This window comes from uncultured Roseivirga sp. (assembly GCF_963973945.1).
Classification (GTDB): Bacteria; Bacteroidota; Bacteroidia; order Cytophagales; family Cyclobacteriaceae; genus Roseivirga.
In genome coordinates, this window is record NZ_CAXBBV010000001.1 from 737,838 (window position 1) to 756,682 (window position 18,845).

14 protein-coding genes are annotated in these 18,845 nt (G+C 41.0%); 9 read left to right on the forward strand and 5 right to left on the reverse strand.

The window, feature by feature from the left end; all coding sequences use genetic code 11:
• Positions 1–188 precede the first annotated feature (188 nt).
• The 5 genes from AAC026_RS03235 to AAC026_RS03255 all read left to right on the forward strand — a co-directional run bounded on the left by AAC026_RS03235 (position 189) and on the right by AAC026_RS03255 (position 6,650).
• The gene (locus tag AAC026_RS03235; protein WP_339694998.1) at positions 189–1,442 is read left to right on the forward strand and encodes a hypothetical protein; all 1,254 of its coding nucleotides are present in this window, start codon (positions 189–191) and stop codon (positions 1,440–1,442) included.
• A gap of 146 nt (positions 1,443–1,588) precedes the next feature.
• On the forward strand, positions 1,589–2,569 hold the full coding sequence (locus AAC026_RS03240) for a transglutaminase domain-containing protein (protein ID WP_339695000.1): 981 nt from the start codon (positions 1,589–1,591) through the stop codon (positions 2,567–2,569).
• Positions 2,570–2,679: 110 nt separating this feature from the next.
• Positions 2,680–3,504, forward strand: coding sequence for an SUMF1/EgtB/PvdO family nonheme iron enzyme (locus tag AAC026_RS03245; protein ID WP_339695002.1), 825 nt, complete (start codon positions 2,680–2,682; stop codon positions 3,502–3,504).
• A gap of 12 nt (positions 3,505–3,516) precedes the next feature.
• The gene (locus AAC026_RS03250; protein WP_339695004.1) at positions 3,517–5,034 is read left to right on the forward strand and encodes a sulfatase; all 1,518 of its coding nucleotides are present in this window, start codon (positions 3,517–3,519) and stop codon (positions 5,032–5,034) included.
• A 68-nt stretch (positions 5,035–5,102) separates the two neighbouring features.
• Positions 5,103–6,650 (forward strand): arylsulfatase, encoded by a 1,548-nt coding sequence (locus AAC026_RS03255; protein WP_339695006.1) that lies wholly within the window; start codon positions 5,103–5,105, stop codon positions 6,648–6,650.
• A gap of 65 nt (positions 6,651–6,715) precedes the next feature.
• On the opposite strand, the gene AAC026_RS03260 is transcribed toward AAC026_RS03255, so the two are convergent.
• Together AAC026_RS03260 and AAC026_RS03265 are read right to left on the reverse strand one after the other, a co-directional pair.
• Positions 6,716–9,010 carry a M56 family metallopeptidase gene (locus AAC026_RS03260; protein WP_339695008.1) on the reverse strand — a complete coding sequence of 765 codons (2,295 nt, stop codon included), beginning with the start codon at positions 9,008–9,010 and terminating at the stop codon, positions 6,716–6,718.
• A complete protein-coding gene (locus AAC026_RS03265) occupies positions 9,007–9,465 on the reverse strand; it encodes a BlaI/MecI/CopY family transcriptional regulator (RefSeq protein ID WP_339695009.1) in 459 nt (152 codons plus the stop codon). Before AAC026_RS03265 ends, AAC026_RS03260 begins: the two co-directional genes overlap by 4 nt.
• Positions 9,466–9,666: 201 nt before the next feature.
• Between AAC026_RS03265 and AAC026_RS03270 the strand changes: the two genes are divergently transcribed.
• Together AAC026_RS03270 and AAC026_RS03275 are read left to right on the forward strand one after the other, a co-directional pair.
• Complete coding sequence (locus AAC026_RS03270; protein WP_339695011.1) at positions 9,667–12,138, forward strand: prolyl oligopeptidase family serine peptidase; 2,472 nt, start codon at positions 9,667–9,669, stop codon at positions 12,136–12,138.
• A 210-nt stretch (positions 12,139–12,348) separates the two neighbouring features.
• Positions 12,349–12,846 carry a hypothetical protein gene (locus tag AAC026_RS03275; RefSeq protein WP_339695013.1) on the forward strand — a complete coding sequence of 166 codons (498 nt, stop codon included), beginning with the start codon at positions 12,349–12,351 and terminating at the stop codon, positions 12,844–12,846.
• Positions 12,847–12,876: 30 nt separating this feature from the next.
• Here the strand turns inward: AAC026_RS03275 and AAC026_RS03280 are convergent, their stop codons facing one another.
• The gene (locus AAC026_RS03280; RefSeq protein ID WP_339695015.1) at positions 12,877–13,995 is read right to left on the reverse strand and encodes a family 16 glycoside hydrolase; all 1,119 of its coding nucleotides are present in this window, start codon (positions 13,993–13,995) and stop codon (positions 12,877–12,879) included.
• Positions 13,996–13,999: 4 nt separating this feature from the next.
• Positions 14,000–16,222: a c-type cytochrome gene (locus AAC026_RS03285; protein ID WP_339695017.1), complete on the reverse strand. Its 2,223-nt coding sequence runs from the start codon at positions 16,220–16,222 to the stop codon at positions 14,000–14,002.
• A 254-nt stretch (positions 16,223–16,476) separates the two neighbouring features.
• Between AAC026_RS03285 and AAC026_RS03290 the strand changes: the two genes are divergently transcribed.
• Together AAC026_RS03290 and AAC026_RS03295 are read left to right on the forward strand one after the other, a co-directional pair.
• The gene (locus tag AAC026_RS03290; protein ID WP_339695019.1) at positions 16,477–16,770 is read left to right on the forward strand and encodes a helix-turn-helix transcriptional regulator; all 294 of its coding nucleotides are present in this window, start codon (positions 16,477–16,479) and stop codon (positions 16,768–16,770) included.
• Positions 16,760–17,575, forward strand: a complete 816-nt coding sequence (locus AAC026_RS03295; protein ID WP_339695020.1) for a DUF3800 domain-containing protein — start codon at positions 16,760–16,762, stop codon at positions 17,573–17,575. Before AAC026_RS03290 ends, AAC026_RS03295 begins: the two co-directional genes overlap by 11 nt.
• Before the next feature lie 216 nt (positions 17,576–17,791).
• Here AAC026_RS03295 and AAC026_RS03300 read toward each other — a convergent pair whose 3' ends face one another.
• Entirely contained in the window at positions 17,792–18,841 is a 1,050-nt protein-coding gene (locus AAC026_RS03300) for a PA0069 family radical SAM protein (RefSeq protein WP_339695021.1), read from the reverse strand.
• Between the last annotated feature and the right edge of the window lie 4 nt (positions 18,842–18,845).

Consider the following 18,845-nt stretch of genomic DNA (forward strand, 5'->3'; position numbering starts at 1 on the left):
GGGGTAATTGGTATAAAAAAAATTGCTATAGGTTATAGTATACCTTCCTTAATAAGTCTTGATTTTATCTTTTCCATAATAAGGTAATAATAAATGCCTATAAAATAACCTTTGATACCGCTCAGTGGGTATTGAAATACGTGAACTGATAGAAGAAATTTGATTCTCAATTTTTAAATCAATCAATCATGAAAACGGTATGCACTATTTTTTTTGTACTGCTCTTCTTTGGAGGCAACCTCTTCGCTCAAAAGGAATTCACTTATGATTTCAAGGAAAAGAAAATGAAAGCCCCTGAAGGTTTTGATGGGTATGTTAAAGAAGGAGAATTAATAAGCCTAAAGGTCACCAATATTAATATGCTACTCATGAAGGTTGACCTTGAAAAAAATGCAGTGACATACAATACGAAAGTCCCTGACTTTTCATTGTCGGGGCTTTCTGCTTTGACGCTTTTCAGTAGTGTAACAAATGGAGAAAAATTTTTTGTGGCAAATGATAAGGTTCATGTATTTAAGCAAGAGCTACCCGATTATTACGAGCAGTTTTTCAACCTATATGATCAGCTTGTTACTGATGCCAAAAAAAGTGCCTCAGAGCTTAATATACAGAATCAGTGGTATCCTGATAGCAATCCGCTTAAGAGCCTTACTCCGATGGATATAACGAATTTAACAAATGACCTGAAGAACTTAAATAAATTATATTTCCAAATAATTCTTGATCCAGATCCCGCCAACAAACCCCTTAAAGAAGAAGTTAAAGCACAAAAGTTAAAGCTAGATGAGATCGATCTCCTTGATTGGTATACCAAGAGAAATGTTTACATTGATAACATTCAAAAAAGCACCATTCATTTTTATCAATCACAGCCAAAAAAGGCCTCGGGCGATGAGTTTTCCTTAAGTCTTATAATAAGTCCGAAAGACACTAGTAAATCCTATCCATTTGGTGTTGAGACACCCGTAGTTTCAATGAAGGTAATCAGACGCCATAGAGTCACTTTTAGTACAGGTCTTTTTGGATCTAGCTTATCGAACGAAAAATTCATAAACAAACCAAACTATGTTACAGACATAAACACTCAAGTTGACACGGTCGCCAGTTACACTCTTTCAAAAGAGGGAACTGATAATTATACTGTGGGGCTTGCCGCCTTTATGCATTACACTTGGCATTATGAATATAATTATGGTACAGGATTTAGTATTGGAGTAGGCTATGACCTCGATAAGAATGTTCAATACTTACTTGGAGGAACACTTGTTTTAGGTGCGAAAAATAGAGTTATTTTTAGTGGGGGCCTTTCCTTTGCTCAAAAGGAACAGCTATCAAGTGGGTTCAAGTTAGAAACCACAAGCAACGCCCCAATAGACTTTAAAACTGTCAAGAAAATTGAAACAGGTGCTTTTATAAGCTTTAGTTACAACTTGAACCTCTAACCATAATTCCTGAATCAATTGTAAAGTTGCCTGAAAATGGAAAATCGACATCAGCCAAGTAAAGAGCAAGGAGGCTTGGGTGTTTAAGATGGACTATTAAAAAGTTGTCATGTCAACAAAACCGACTGATTTTTCGTCTAAAAAGCATGAAGCTAATTGCCCTTATTTTTTTAGGAATTACGCTTTCATTAAAGGCTTTTCCTCAAAGTGCTTTTAGTGAAAAATTATTTGAACATGCCAAGAGCACCCCAGAAGAAATACAAAAGGATATTGACGCCCTAGTTTCTTATTTAAAAAAACCTACTGAATCTAAAAGACAATTGGCAGAAGTTATTGCCTATTGGGTAATGCTAAATATCGAGTATGATGTAAAATCATTCGTTAATAACATTAATACGCCTCCAAACTGGGAAACCACTCTCATATCAACAAAAGCTGTATGCTCAGGTTACGCAAATTTATATAAAGAACTCTGTGATAGAGTTGGAGTTAAGTCTTGGGTTATTTCGGGTTATTCAAAAGGTTATAATTATATCCTAGAAGACTTAGAACAAAGCAGTCATGCTTGGAATATTATCCAAACGGATGGAGAATTCCATTTGATGGACCTTACATGGGCAAGTGGTTTTGTAGAAATGGTCAACAATAGGCTCACTTACTTCCCTCAACCAGATAGATCATTTCTGTTTGCTGAGCCAACAGATTTTATTCAACGCCATATTCCAAATCAGCCAAGGTGGCAACTGCTTGATTTTCCCGTTTCTATTGAAGCTTTTGTCGGCTCTACAACCCTTCAAGATATGATTGATTCTACAAGCCAGTATTACAATCACAAAGACAGCATTTTACTTTACCTAGAGTTAGAGCCTATTGAGCAGTTAATTAAGGATACCGAGGCATCTCATGCTTTCTTTCCTAATAATAATCAACTTGCTCAACAATATGAATACCTCGCATATCAATGCGTAGTGCAGGGTAAAAGAAAAGAGGCTTTCTTGAATTCAATAAAATACTACAAGATCGCTGAAACACTTTATATGAATAACCCTAATCATACAGAGCTGGACTTGGATAGATGTAAAGAAGGAATTAAATATGCTCAAACCAGTCTTGAAAAATACTATTAGCATGCAATGGGTTAAATAATCTGTTAGATTAGTTAGTCATACTTGAAAAGGACAATGCCACTGTAAATAACTTACCCATTTACGCCTCTTTTTTCTACATTAGACAAGCAATGAAGAAGATTCAATATTCCAATTTTGGCGTTTTTACAATGCTATTGATAATCGCTTTCTCCTCTGGATGTCAAACCGATCCGAAACCTACACCTCCAGAAGGCATGCAGTACATTCCAAAAGGAAAATCAATTCCTGCTTTTTTTATGGATACCTCGCCAGTAACGGTTGCTCAATTTCGCGCCTTTGTAGAGGCCACCGAATACATTACCGAAGCCGAAAAATTTGGGAACTCTGGAGTCTTTACCATTGAGCAAAACTGGTTTCTAGAAGACGGGGCCGACTGGCAATATCCACAAGGGCCAAATGCTGAAAAAGCCAATGATGACCATCCTGTTACCCAAGTATCTTATAACGATGCGCTCGCCTATGCTAACTGGGCTGGCAAAAGGCTTCCCTCTCAAGCCGAATGGGAACATGCTGCCAAAGATGCGGATGACATCAATACGATTTATAATTGGGGCGACCAGCTTATTGTGGAAGGAAAATACATGGCCAATACTTGGCAGGGTTCTTTTCCCTTTGTCAACCTCAATGAAGATGGCTTCATGCTTACTTCCCCAGTGGGGTCCTTTGGAAAAACCAAGCTTGGCCTTACCGATATGGCAGGCAATGTTTGGGAATGGACCAGCGATTGGTCGATTCCATACGGGGTTAAGCCAGAAAATTTTGTACCGAACCAAACCAGTCAGAAAATATTGAGAGGAGGTTCCTTTCTCTGCGAACCTAGTTTTTGCCATGGTTATCAAATTACTGGCACCAGCGAATCAACTCCCGAAACTAGCTTAATGCACACAGGTTTTAGGTGCGTGAAGGACATTTAGCCAAAAAACAGAATGAAGAAACTAATAGCCGCATTTTTACTGATTACCATAGTCGCTTGTCAAACCAATACCGAAGAAAAGCGGCCCAATATCATCGTGTTTTTGGTAGATGACATGGGCTGGCAAGACACCTCCGTTCCATTTTGGAACCAAAAAACCGCCTTCAATGAATTGTACCAAACGCCTAACATGGAACGCTTGGCCTTAGATGGAATGAAGTTTACCCAAGCTTATTCCTGTTCCGTTTGTACCCCCACCAGGGTAAGCCTAATGACGGGCATGAATGCCGCCCGCCACAGAGTAACCAACTGGACTTTGGAAAAAGACACACAACCAGTTGCTGATGACGATATTTTACAACAACCCGACTGGAATGTGAATGGAATGAGCCCCGTAGAAGGCATTCAAAATTCCATATTTGCCACTCCACTTCCCAAGCTTTTAAAGGATGCAGGTTACTTTACCATCCATTCGGGCAAAGCCCATTTGGGTGCTATTGGAACCCCCGCTGCCGACCCAATTAGCCTCGGTTTTGATGTTAATATCGCTGGTCACGCTGCTGGCGCACCCGGAAGTTACTATGGCAAAGATGACTTCGGAAATAAGAAAGCCGATAATGTTTGGGCCGTTCCGGGTTTAGAAAAGTATTACGGGAAAGATATTTTCCTGACGGAAGCCCTGACCCTTGAAGCCATTTCATCTATGAATCAAGCCATACATTCCGAAAAACCTTTCTTTCTTTATATGGCCCATTATGCGGTGCACACCCCCATTCAAGGAGACGACCGTTTTGTTCAGAAATACCTCGACATGGGCATTAACCCCATTGAGGCAAAATATGCTTCCTTGATTGAAGGCATGGACAAAAGCCTAGGCGACATTATGGATTTTCTAAAACAGAAGGCCATTGATGACAATACAATTGTTCTATTTATGTCCGACAATGGCGGATTAAGTGCCGTATCTAGAGGAGGTGAAAAACATACCCACAACCTACCGCTGAGCAGTGGAAAAGGTTCTGCCCGAGAAGGAGGCATTAGAGAACCGATGATTGTGAAGTGGCCAGAAAAAGTACGTCCCAATTCTGTTACCGATGCGCATATCATCATTGAAGATTTTTTCCCAACCGTTTTAGAAGTCGCTGGCATTGAAAAATATGAAACAGTTCAAGAAGTAGACGGCCTCAGCTTTGTTCCAGTACTAAAAGGCAAGGAATCCGAAAGTAACCGACCACTTTTTTGGCATTACCCTAACCGATGGGGTCCGATAGGTCCAGGCATTGGCTCAACAAGTTCGGTAAGGTTGGGGGAATGGAAGTTAATCTACTATCATGCAGATAGACATTTCGAACTCTTCAACTTAAATGAAGACATTGGTGAAAGCCAAAACCTTGCGGAAAAAGAGCCTGCTAAACTTGAAGAATTAGCCAAAGTACTCTCTGATTATTTAAAGAAAGTAGATGCCCAAATGCCTATTGATAAGGCCACGGGCAAAACGGTGGAGCTTCCTTCAGAAGCATTATCCAATTAGACTAAAATTCCGAAATGAGTTTTGAGTAAATAACCCTAAATTATAGATCAATTCAACCTTAATCAGCCATGAAACAGCTCCTCGCCTTATTGTTTATTTCCGCCATTTGTTTTAGCTGCGGAAAGCCAGAGCAAGTGCCTTCCAAACCCAATATCATTTATATTCTAGCCGATGACCTTGGCTATGGTGAACTGGGTATTTATGGCCAAACAAAAATCCAGACCCCAAATATCGATGCGTTGGCCAAATCGGGAATGATGTTTACCCAACATTATTCTGGTGCCCCTGTTTGTGCTCCTGCCCGCTATATGCTGATGACGGGAAAACACCCGGGCCATGCCGCCATCAGAGGCAACGATGAATGGGCAGAACGAGGCGAAGTTTGGAACTACGAAAAGGCAGTGTACGATCCGAATTTGGAAGGCCAAAGACCAATTCCAGCAGGTACATTGACCGTTGGAAATATTTTACAAAATGCAGGTTATACCACAGGAGTTGTAGGCAAATGGGGTTTGGGTGCTCCCATTACAGATGGCATTCCAACCAATAGAGGTTTCGACTTCTTTTACGGCTACAATTGTCAGCGTCAAGCGCATCAGCTATACCCAAAACACCTCTGGAAAAACGAAGAAAAAGTATGGTTAGATAATGATTTGGTGAAACCTAGTCAGAAGTTGGCTACCGATTTAGACCCAATGGATTTGGCCAGTTACGATATGTTCAATAAGCAACCCGACTATGCGCCAGCCTTAATGCAAACCGAAGTGCTCAACTTTATTGAACAAAATAAGGATCAGCCATTCTTTATGTATTACGCTACGCCAATTCCGCATTTACCCATTCAGGTTCCGCAAGAATACACCGACCGCTATGTGAAATTATGGGGCGAAGAAGAACCCTATGTGGGCGACAAGGGCTACTTCCCAAACCGTTATCCGAAAGCCGCTTATGCTGGAATGATTACCTATTTGGATGATCAGGTGGGCGAAATTGTAGCCAAATTGAAGGAGTTAGGATTGTATGAAAACACGCTAATAGTGTTCACCAGCGATAATGGGCCAACCTATACTGGTGGAGTAGATGCCCCATATTTTGAAAGTGCATCCCCTTTTGAAACGGAGTATGGCCGCACCAAAGGCTTTACTTATGAAGGTGGAATTCGTGTACCAATGATTGCCGCTTGGCCAGGTCAGATTGAGGCAGGTACTAAAACTGATCATATTTCTGTGTTTTGGGATGTGATGGCCACTGTGGGCGAACTTACCAATACTGAAATACCAAAAGACACAGATGGCGTTAGTTTTCTTCCCACCCTAACAGGCAAAGGAACCCAACAAGACCGTGAATATTTGTATTGGGAGTTTCCTGAATACCAAGGTCAGCAGGCCATACGCATGGGCGACTGGAAAGGCATTAGAAAAGACATCAAAAAAGGGAACATGGCCATTGAACTATATAACCTCAAAACCGACCCTGCCGAGCAAACCGATATTGCTGAGCTTCATCCCGACATCATTAAGCATATGGAGGAAATTATGGTCAAGGAACATACTTCTGCTGAACTCGACCGTTTTAAAATGACCCAATTAGGCGATGTAATGACTGGGGGAAAGTAACAAAGAAAACTGTCTTGCCTTGAAGTAATTTAGTCAGGGCAAGACAGTCAATTATGGTTCTAGAATTACTTTGTTAGTATTCTAATTAAAGCATCGTAGCCTTTCAACTTTCGCTTTTTGTGGTATTCATACATCTTATCGTTTTTGATGATTTCTACAGTCTGTACCTTTTTATCTCCTAGGTTGTTTAAGTCAGCAAATGTCATTTCTGGTTTCAGTTCGCCATCCAGATCAATGATAAAATTACGATGATCCAATCTATCGCTGATGAATTTTAATTGTAGATCGTGACTTAGAGCATCCCCAAATTCGATTCTTGTAAAATCATGAGTAATGCTTGATGTAGTAAGTGGGTCTTTTGTAAATACTGAATTGGGAATTAAGTCATTCTTCTTTTTTGTGGATATGCGCACCAAGATTAATTTCTCCCCCGTCAGACTAGGATGTAGTTTAAGTATTTTAGCTTGGTCACTAATAACCTCTGCCGACATTGCTATTCTCGGATCCATAATTAGGAAATCCTTGATATCAACAATTTTATTATCGACTTCATAAATAAGGTTTTCATTTGTTGCTTTTGCTCTAGTAAATTTCAATTCGACTGGGTCATTTTTATCATCCGATATTTTCTTTGAAACATTTTTAAGAGTTATTCTGATGGTGTCTTTCTTCTGCAAGCTTTCCTCCAGTTTCTTTAATTCTTCGGAAACAACAGTCTGTTTATCAACAATTTCTGTAGTTGCCGTTCCTTTAAAAAGAGTAGATACATTGCCCGTAAAATCATTTTGTCCAGTGGTAACCCTGTTTCTTTGCGTTACAAGAATATTTCTTGTTCTCCCTTGAATTCTGCGAACCTCTTCTTGAGCCTCTACGAGCTTTGCTTCTTCCTCTTTCACCTTCTTTACCCACTTAATGATTTCCTCCTGAGTTACCTCAGCCTTTTCAACCACAGAAGCTTTAGATTGTGCTGAAGCCTTAATTACTTCTTCAACTTCTCTGAGGACTTTTTGGGCACGAAGAACTTCCTGTTCGACCAGTTCCTGAGAAGGTTCTTTTTGGGTCCTCTGGCGTTCTTCAGAAAACTTATGGATTTGATAATAAGCGGCTTTATAGGCTTCAAACTCATCTCCAGAAATTTCTTTTTTATCATTCAAAATCATTGTTACCGCGCCAGAAGGATCGGTTTTAACCGTCACTTTAGAGTTTGGGTTGAGTAATTCCAGAATAGCTTTATTCACCTTGGTGGTGTCTTGAAGCGCTGGGTCTTGCATCAAGTTTTCGATGTTGTTTTCTTCCAGCTGAGCCATGGTGGGCTTGTCTTCTTGGTTTGCATTCTGACTCATAAGCGCAAAGCTCAACACTAGAATTCCCAAAGACATAAAACCACTAAGCCAGTTCATTTGAGGCTTATGATCTACGATGCGTTTTACCCTGCTCAGCAATTGATTCTTCTTTCCGGCAAAGGCCAGAGCAGGTTGAAATTTATGCCCCTGATATTCGGAAGCATTTGTTAGCGCTCTGATGAGGGTTAGTTTTTTACCCAGTTGGTTTAGTGCAATGTCATCGCAGTGGAATTCCCTTTCGGCATCAAGCTGTACTTTGAGCCACCAAAAAGCGGGGTGGAAAAAGTAAACTACTTGCAACAGGTTGATAACTATGTTGATAAGAAAATCTTTTCGTTTGATGTGGGCCAATTCGTGCACTAAAATGGCCTCAATTTCATCGGTAGGAAGGGCTTGAATGAGACCCATAGGAAAAATGATTACTGGCTTAATCACCCCCATGACCAATGGAGAAGAAACCCTTTCAGATTGCTTCAAGAGCACTTTTCCCTTTATTTTCAAAGAGGTGCAAAGGGCGCTCATTTTTTCTAACCAAGCCGTATCGGTAATTAGGTTGGCTCCTGATTTTAAGCGATTTAGAAAATAGAAACCGCCTAACATTCTGACTGTGAATAAGAAGGCACCGATGAGCCAAATGACTAAGGCCAAATTGGCGTTCTGTGACGTCCAAACTTTCCATTTTGCCAAAATTGTAGGGGGAACAACAGCCTGCTCAATTGGAACGGGAATTTCACTGAAGTCTAATGAAAATACGGAGGTATTCTCGAAATCAAGCGGGCTATTAAGCGTTGAAGTTGCCGCGCCATTATCTAAATGCCCCAGAAAAGTTGTGACTGAAAGTAAGGGTAAAATGAAAATGGCGACAAGTACTACGGCATAACGTTTTGCAGGCGAAGCTTTCTTCATAAAAAGCAAAACAACTAAACTGGCGATTAGCACTATGGCTCCTTGCCAAAGCGAATCGAATAGGGTTAAGCCCAAGGCTTCGGCCCATTGAGAGTTGATGAATCCTTTCATTTTTGTTCTCCTTCTAGTTGTTCAATGAGTTTTTTGATTTCTTCGAGCTCGGCTTTCGAGGTTTTCCCTTGCCCCAATGCCTGCATGACCAATTGCGAGGCGGAACCGCTAAAAGCGGCATCGACCAATTTATTAAGTAAAGTATGCTGTACATTTTTCTGCTCAATAGCTGGCTTGTACACGTGAGTACGTGACGATTCGTCTCTAGTAACAATACCCTTTTGCGCCATAATCTGCATCAGTTTCAAAGTAGTGGTATAACCTGTTTCTTTTTCCTGACTGAGTATTTCATTGACTTCCCTTACCGTACTTGGGCCTTTTTCCCAAAGTACTTTGAGTATGTCTAATTCCGATTCGGTAGGTTTATGTGTCATGTTGCTTTCGTTTTTGTCTTTAAATTTTGACCTCCATTGAAGTAGATCTCTCTGATCTACGACAAGTTTCGTATCAAACATATACGAATGAGTTCGTAATAACAAATTTTGTTACGAATATTTTCGTAGATACATGCGATAATTTGAATAGGTTCATATGATTTCTACCATAAATGTGAAATCCTTTTCCTCTCATCACCTTTTTAGAACAATTATACTATGTGTCTGTATTTAGCACGAAAGGAATGCTTAATTTCATTAACCACTAAACCTACCAAAGAGATGAAACTACTGAAGAATTTAAAAAGATTTACAGGGCTTCTGGTCTTGGCCATGCTATTGAACTTTGGTTCGATACAAGCCCAAGATGCCAATATTGGCTACCAAAGACCTCCAGAAGAAATTGCTAAACTCATTGATGCGCCTTCTACGCCATCGGTGAGTATTGACTCTAAAGCAGAATGGATGCTGCTGATGGAAAGACCGGGTTATCCTTCTATTGAAGAAGTAGCTGCGCCAGAACTCAGAATTGGGGGAACCAGAATTAATCCTGCCACCAACGGCCCAAGTAGAGAAAGTTTTATGACAGGCTTGAGCTTAAAGAACATAGCTTCAGGCCAAGAATTTCAGTTTTCGGGAATGCCAAGCAAACCTCAAATTGGCAATGTTAGCTGGTCGATGGACGAAAGTAAAATTGCTTTTACCAATACCACAGAAAACGGAATTGAGCTTTGGGTGGCAGATGTCAACAGTAAGTCAGCCAAAAAATTGACGGGCGAAATCATCAACAATGCCTATGTAGGTGCATTTGAATGGATGCCAGATAATGCCACTCTATTGGCCAGCACGGTAGTAGATAACCGTGGCCCTCAGCCTAAAAAACCTTTGGCACCTACCGGACCAGTACTTCAAGAAACCTCTGGTGCGCTTGCTGCTTCAAGAACCTATCAGGATTTGCTTGAAAATCCTTATGACGAAATGCTTTTCGAATACTATACCATGGTTCAGCTGAGAAAGATTGACATGAATGGAAATAGCCAAAAGGTAGGGCAGCCAGATATCATTAAGTCGGTGAATATTTCGCCTGACGGCCAATACATGTTGGTGCAAACTATTCAGAAACCCTTTTCTTATTTGGTGCCTGCTTCTCGTTTTCCTTTTCAATACGAAGTATGGAGCAATACAGGAAGTTTGGTGAAAGTAATGGCCAAAATTGATTTGGATGAAGTTCGTCCGAATGGCTTTGACGCCACAAGATTGGGTGAAAGAAGCATGAACTGGAGAGCGGACAAGCCTAATACTTTATACTGGGCAGTGGCCAACGATGGTGGCGACCCGAACAAAGAAGTAAAAGAGCGTGACATTGTGTACATGCAAAGCGCTCCTTTCAACGGAAATCCAACCAAGCTTTTTGGGACCAGTTTACGTTACTCTGGCATTCAGTGGGGCGATGAGAATCGTGCCATATTAAATGAAGGTTGGTGGGCACAACGCTTAGACAGGGCTACTTTGATTAACCCTTCCAAACCTAATACTCCTGGCCAGGTTTTAATTGACCGCGCTACCACCGATCGATATAATGATCCTGGAAATCCAGTAATGACTAAAAATCAATATGGCTGGAATGTGCTTTTGTTTGACAAAGACGACTTGTTTATGCGGAGTACGGGTGGTTCGCCAGAAGGTGACAGACCCTTCTTGAGCAGGTTCAACACGAAAACTAAAAAGGCAGAAATCCTTTTTAGGTCTGAAGCTCCTTATTACGAAAGAGTAACTGATCTTCTTTCTAAAAAAGGAGATATGATAATTACCATTCGCGAGTCAGAAAAAGAGCCACCTAACTATTACATCCGTGATTTGAAGAAGGGCACAATGAAGGCCATTACGGACTTCCCTCATCCACAGCCTTCATTAATGGCCATTAACAAGGAAATTGTAAAGTATAAAAGGAAGGATGGCGTAAACCTAAGCGCCACATTATATACGCCTGCTGGTTACGACAAAGACAGAGACGGTCGACTGCCAGTAATTATGTGGGCTTATCCAATTGAGTACAAGTCGGTAGAAACCGCTTCTCAAATTAGAGGTACGCCTTATTCGTTTACGAGAGTAAGTTCTGGTTCACCTTTGTTTTGGGTACTACGAGGTTATGCAGTTATGGATGGTACGGAGTTTCCTATTATTGGAGAAGGTGATAAAGAGCCGAACGACACTTTCGTAGAGCAATTGGTAATGAATGCCGAAGCCGCGATTGACAAAGCTGTAGAAATGGGTGTGGGCGACCGCAACAAATTTGCAGTAGGGGGCCATTCTTATGGTGCCTTTATGACGGCCAACCTTTTGGCGCATTCCGATTTATTTGCAGCCGGAATTGCCCGAAGTGGTGCTTATAATAGAACTTTGACGCCTTTTGGTTTCCAAAGAGAAGAACGTACTTATTGGGAAGATCCAGACCTTTACAACACCATGTCGCCATTTATGAATGCCGATAAAGTGAATGAACCATTGCTTTTGATTCATGGCGAGGCCGACAATAACTCTGGCACATTCCCAATCCAGAGTATTCGTTTTTATAATGCCATTAAAGGCCATGGCGGCACCTCTCGTTTGGTTATGTTACCACACGAAAGCCACGGTTACAGGGCAAAGGAATCGATTATGCACATGCTTTGGGAAATGGATACTTGGATGGAAACGCACGTAAAAAATGCGAAAAGTCAACCAGAGAATACTGCGATCAATACTAAGAAGTAATTGATCCGCCAATACTGAAACAACGAACCGCGCTTGAAAGGGTGCGGTTTTTTGTTTACGGGTAAGAGTTATGATATATTCATGAGTATTGACTCATATATGAATGACGTTTGATGTAATCGACTATAATGTAAAAGGGTTGGCCAAGCGATATAGATAGAATCATCAGATGACTATAGGAACGAGGCTTAAAAAAATAGAGATTGAATTATGAACTTTATAAAAGGAACATTATCCCTTTTTTTAATGACGACATCATTGTTGTCTTTAGGGCAAACTATCAATTATGAGCAAAGAGCCATGGAGCATTTTTTTGACTCTATTTTTTACTCGGAATATCCTAAAGCGTCAGACATTCAATTCAGTGGCTTGACTAGCGAAAGAGTTAGTCAATTTGGTTTTCTGAATCCATGTTTCGGAGAGGGGAGAATACCAGAGATATATACCAAACTGGAAACAGCGGCACGGAATAAGCAACTAGTAAAGCCATCTCGTGTGGATTTGAGTGAATTTGATGAGATAATTTTTAAAAAAAGAAGGGCTAAGTCCAGACTAAAACTTGAGCTGGCTCAAGCGGTTGCGGTTGATGGTTACTATTATGTTGAGTTAGACATAACTGTGAGGGTGCACAGTTTAGATGCCTACTATCTTAAAATCAATGAAGTTGGAGATTTGGTTGATTGGTGCAAAACTGCAATCATTTACTAAGCTGAAAACCCCAGCACTCGCTGGTTTCCCCTAATTCGTAAGAAACCTCATTTTATACTTCATGGCAATTTCAGAAACGGTTCGGGGGTCTGGCGGGCCATCTTGTGAAATGGCGGCTATTTCATCGAAGAACTTCTCCAGTCCTCCGGGTGTCATGGTATTTAGGGTTATGCCCGTGGTGCTTCCAATGTTCTTAAAACTATGAGGTAAGTTTTTTGGCAATACCACCATCGCGCCTTTATTGGCCGTTACTTTTCTATCGCCAAAGGTAAACTCAAATGAGCCTTCCAACACATAGAAGACTTCCTCTTCGTTTTCGTGTACATGCAAGGGCGGGCCACCGTTCGCTGGGGTATGACTGATAATGGTGGAGTAGGCGCCATTGGTATCTTCGCTCATGATCTTTCCAATGATTTTAAGCCCGAACACATTCCAAGTTTTTCCTTTCTCCGCATCAACAAAAAGAGGCGCCTGATTGGCTTCAAGCAGGTTCAGCTCAAATTCATTTTCAGGAAGACCGAGCGCTTCCTTTTCCAGTCCTTCGGTCATGATTTTTACGTTTTTCCACTTGATCTGCTTGCCGGGTTCGTCATTGGCACCTATACCGTGTACTTGCAGCGAAATAAACCCAGAAGCATCTTTATTGTCCTGCATGGCAGCCGTAAACACCCCATTGACCCACACCCGAATGGAAGTGCCAATCGCCTCGATGCGGTATTTGTTCCAAATGCCATTTTTAAAAGCGGTTCTCGCTTTGGGGTTATAGGTGAGCGGATATAGCCAGCCCCTTCGGCTTTCATCATAAATGCCGCCACTCCAAGCGCGTTCGGCTGGGTCCACCTCAATCTGATAACCAAAAACCCGTTCGCCTTCATGACTCCTGATTTGAATGCCCGAATTCATGGAAGGGTCAACCAAAAGTTCGAGTTCGAGAATGAAATCGGAGTATTCTTTTTTGGTAGAAAGGAAAGTGTTGTAGCGTCCTTTTGTAGTGCCGATGACCATTCCGTCTTTGGTTTCATAAGAAGCTTCGCCCCCTCTTTTTTCCCAGCCAGAAAGGTCTTTGCCATTGAACATGGGCTGCCAACCTTCTTGTGCAGTGCCTAAAAAGGCAATGCCGATGAATGCGAATATCAATAGGGATTTCATAAGGCTAGTTTTTGATTTTAAGTAATTCTTCTTCGGTATAAGCACCGCCTGTTTTGGATTTTACCGCCCTCAATTCTTTCACGGTAGCGGCATTAATTCCTCTTGACGAATTGCCAAAGGCATTGCTCAAGTAGGTCATTAAATCGGTAATGTCTTGGTCGGTCATGGCTGGATTATTCGCAATTCCCGGCATTTCACCATTGAACTCATAATGAGTTCCATTCACATTGATGGGCCCTTTTAAACCATGCAATAGAATCAGCGCAAGCCTTTTGGGCGACCCAGTTATGTATTCTGAATTGAGGAGTGGAGGCGCCAAACCTTCAATGCCATTTCCGCCTGGGCCATGGCAGGCACTGCAAATGTTTTTGTAGAAGCGTAGGCCGCGTGTTCGGTCGTCTTCTGGTAAAGAAAGACGTTCGTAAATTCCATTTTTGGAATTCTTGGCCCTGTTTTCCGTAGCGGTTTCGAGCATAGCAACAAGCTCTGCTTTGGGCGAAAGTTTTAGCATTGCCGCTTCATTATTTCCTAAACCACTGACGGCCGCCTCTTGGTAAATGGCTTCCTCATGTCGCTCTGTCAATTGATATAATAGAGGTAGAAAAGTGTCGCCATCCATTTGCGACCAATTTCCCAAAGCGATGGTTAAATAGAGGTCAATGGTGGGGTCGTTTTGGGTGATTAGACTTTCCGATAATGCTTTGAGGGATTGGGTTTGTTGCTCAATTTCTAATTCATCGAAAAGCATTAATGCATGCGCAACCACTTGCGGGTCGCTGGTTTTTGCAAGGTTGAGAAGCAGATCAAAAGTTAGTTTTTGCAATCCATTCAAAGTGTGCAAAACATGAATTTGAGCAATGGGGTTTTGATTGTCTTTTGCTTTCGCCTCCAATGCGGATACATCTTTGTCTGTTCCCCTAAGGATTAATAAATGTTGCGCTTTGTCCCGCACCCAGCCGTTTTGGTGACTGAGTAAATTGATTAGATCCTTGTTCGAAGCTTTGTCTAATTCAGGCAGTTCTAGCAGGGGGCTGTTTTTGTTTTTGACCCGAAGAATTCTGCCCATACCAATCACCTTGTCCAAGCCTTTTTCTTCTAAATGCTTTCTTAAATAAGGACTCATATAAGCGCCATGTTGAATTATTCCTCGGTGCATATCCACCACATACATCGCCCCATCTGGGCCGTTGAATAAATTGACAGGCCTGAAGGATTCATCGGTGGAGGCCAGAAATTCCTTGTCTTCCCATGCGGCTTCTCCCGTGGTTTTTATGGATTCAAAATTTAGAATATGTCGCTTTATAAGGTTGACTTCGGGCGCACAAATGAATGCATTTTCGTCATAATCATTGGGGAACTGCCCTCCGCGATACACCAAAGGCCCGCAGGCAGAGGTAACGTTTACGAGGATACTGTCTTGGTCGAGCACCCCTTTTTCATATCCCCGATTTACCGAAGTTACGTGCAGCGGATATACCCGCTGACTGGAGGTGAGCACTTTGCCGATGGCGTTTCTTGGACTGTAATACTCGTTGTTGATAAGAGTGTTGGGCAATACATAATCGCCCTGAAGCAATGTGGAATTATTGTTATGGTATAGTCGCCCAAAATTGTCTTTTGTAATTCCCCATTGGCCTCGGTAAGAAGTAGGTTCTTTGATCCACGCTCCGTTTTTGCGCTGGTAGCGAAAGTTTGATTTGGCATTGTAAATCCAGTTATCAATGTTCATCATTAAGCCGTTGGGCTGATGCTCCACATTGCCATCGTCTGCATACAATGAATCTACAAGCACCTTCTTTCCGGGCTTGTCATTCTCTATTTCCACAAACCAAAGTTTTGGAGGTTCGGCATAAAGCAGACCATCATACACCAAGGCCAAAGCCCTAGGGAGTACAAGGCCGTCCATGAAAATTTTAGAATGATCTGTCACGCCATCGCCATCCAAATCTTCCATAATGGAAATGGTGCCGCTTGGTTTGTCCTCATCATCCCCATTAATATTGGTCATGTAGCCCCGCATTTCAGCTACCCAAATTCTGCCTTGGGTGTCGAAATCAATCGCGACAGGAGCTTCTAAAAATGGCTCACTGGCGACCACTTGCAGCTCAAAACCTTCTTCAATTTGATAAGCTTCCAATGAAACTTCTGGCTCTTCGTATTCTAGTTTTTCTGTAGCGCAGGAAAAAATAAGAAGCAGGCTTAGAAGTGAAAAAATGCATTTGTTCATAAGCTAAAAATGAGATGTCGGATTTCAATTTAGAGATTTTTGTTTGATCTCGTTGCTTCTATCTACCCATCCGCTAAAACCCTAAACAAGGCAGTTCTTTTGTTTAGGGTTTACAGTTATAAAATTCAATATTTTTATGGGGGTTAACCTCATTTGTGACCTAAAGATAATTCTAGTACACATATAGGTTATGAACTAAATTTTGTGGTTTATTTTTTCATTATTATATTTGACAAATAATGTCAAGTCAAAATATGGAAAATAGTTTTGGAGAAACAATAAGAGGATTGAGAGAAGAGCGGAATTTGCTTTTGAGAGAACTCTCAGCAAAGTTGGAAATGGACTCCTCACTATTAAGCAAAATTGAGACAAATAATAGAACTGCGACAAAAGAACAAGTTCAGAGATTCGCGAAAGTATTTAAAATAGATTATCAGGAACTGTTAATAATTTGGTTCTCAGACAAAATCGCAAACGAATTGAAAAATGAAGAGAATGTTGGTGAAATATTAAAAATCACTGAACAAAAAATAAAGAATGGGAAATAATAAGTTAATGGATTATCACCGTTTTTTAGATGAGGCTGGTGATACAACCTTTTACGGAAAAGGAAAGAAAAATATAATAGGAGAAAATGGTGTTTCTAACGTCTTTATTTTAGGAATGATAAAAGTAAAAGACCCATTAGATGACGTTAGAGATAGAATCAACGTGCTTCAGGATAAAATAATTAATGATGAATTTTATCACGTTCCTAGTGTATTAAAGAAAATCAATACGAGTGGGTATTATTTGCACGCAACAGATGACTTACCAGAAGTTAGAAAAGAAATGTTCGACTTGATGAAAAGCATTAACTGTAGCTTTGAGGCTGTTGTTGGGAGGAAGGATATTGAGCGATACGAAACAAAACATAAAGGGAAAGAAGAATATTTTTACGCAGATTTACTATCTCACTTACTAAAAAACAAGCTTTCAAAGCACGACAAACTTGTATTGCATATTTCGGAACGAGGTAAAAGCACTAAAAACCATAATTTGGAATTAGCATTTATGAAAGCAAAACAAAGATTTTCTAAAATAAACGGAGATAAAGAAACCAGAACTAAAGTGGTTTTTAATGTCAACTATCCAACAAAGGACCCTTTGTTAAATTTAGCTGATTACTTTTGCTGGACAATTCAAAGAGTGTTTGAAAGAGGAGAAATGAGGTACTACAATTTTTTAAAAGAACAAATTAAAGTAGTGATTGATTTGTATGATACTGATAATTACAAGGGTTGGAAAAACTATTATGATAATGGTAAAAATCCACTAACGGCTAAAAATAAAATAAGCCCACTAAAACACTAATTTCAAATTAAATTTAAAATAACGACTTGTAGTCGACTTTCGTGTTTTGCAGACTTAAGGACACAAATATACAAAATATTTAAGAATTCAGAAAGACGCATACTAGCACCTCATAAGGAAACCGACCATTTCCATGCCAAATTATATTTCATGGGGTTCTTTAGTAAAGATATATTGGTCGGGATAGGGTATCCTCATTTAATACTATAATCATCTCTAAAACAACCCCATCTGCCCTTTGTTGGTTTTTACAAATATGTCGGTGCGAAGCTTAGGCCTTGGCTCCGTATTTTGAAAGTACTTGGCTTTAGAAAGCTCAAACAGTCGGTTGATGGATTGCACCATCAAACCCTCGCCTCGCATTCTGGTGCTGTAACGGCTATCGTTTAATTTGCCTCCGTGCGCTTCCTTTATTTGGTTCAGAATTTTTCTAGCCCTGTCGGGGAAAGCCTCCTGCACCCAATGTTCGAACACTTGGCCAATGGCACCATTTAACCGCACCATGGTATAGCTTGCGCCTCGTGCGCCAGCCTCAGCAGCAGCTTTCATAATGTCGGGAATTTCATGGTCGTTTAGGCCGGGAATAATAGGGCCAATCATAATGCTTACGGGCACGCCACGCTGGGTCAGCGTTTCAATGGCTTTCAATTTTCTTGCAGCCGAAGCCGTTCTGGGTTCAAGCTTTCTTCTTACGGATTCATCCAAAGTAGTGAGGCTGAAATAAACACTAATCAGGTTGAGATCGGCTAAAGACCCGATAATATCGAGGTCACGGGTGATGGTGACGTTTTTGGTAATAATGCCCACAGGGTGTTTGTATTTCAGAAAAACCGCCAGCAGCTTTCGGGTAATTTCAAGCTTCTGCTCCAAAGGCTGATAGCAATCGGTATTGCCAGAAAGCACGATGGTAGAAGGTTGCCAATTGGGGTTTTGCAAATGCTTTTCCAGCAGTTGAGGCGCGGACTCTTTGTACATGATCACTTTTTCAAAATCGAGCCCAGCATTGTAGCCCCAGTATTCGTGGCTGTTTCGCGCATAGCAATAAATGCAGCCATGCTCGCAACCTTGATAAGGGTTGAGGGAATAGGTCATGCCCACATCTGGGCTTTCCACTTTGTTGACAATGGTTTTTGGGAAGATGGGGATGTATTTGGTGTTCGGGTTTTGGCCATCAAATTCATCGATTGCCTCTAGGTGTTCTTGCACATATTCGTGCATCAAGAACCTGTTCTTCATCTGCTTTTGAGCGCCTCTTCCCTTAATCATTAAT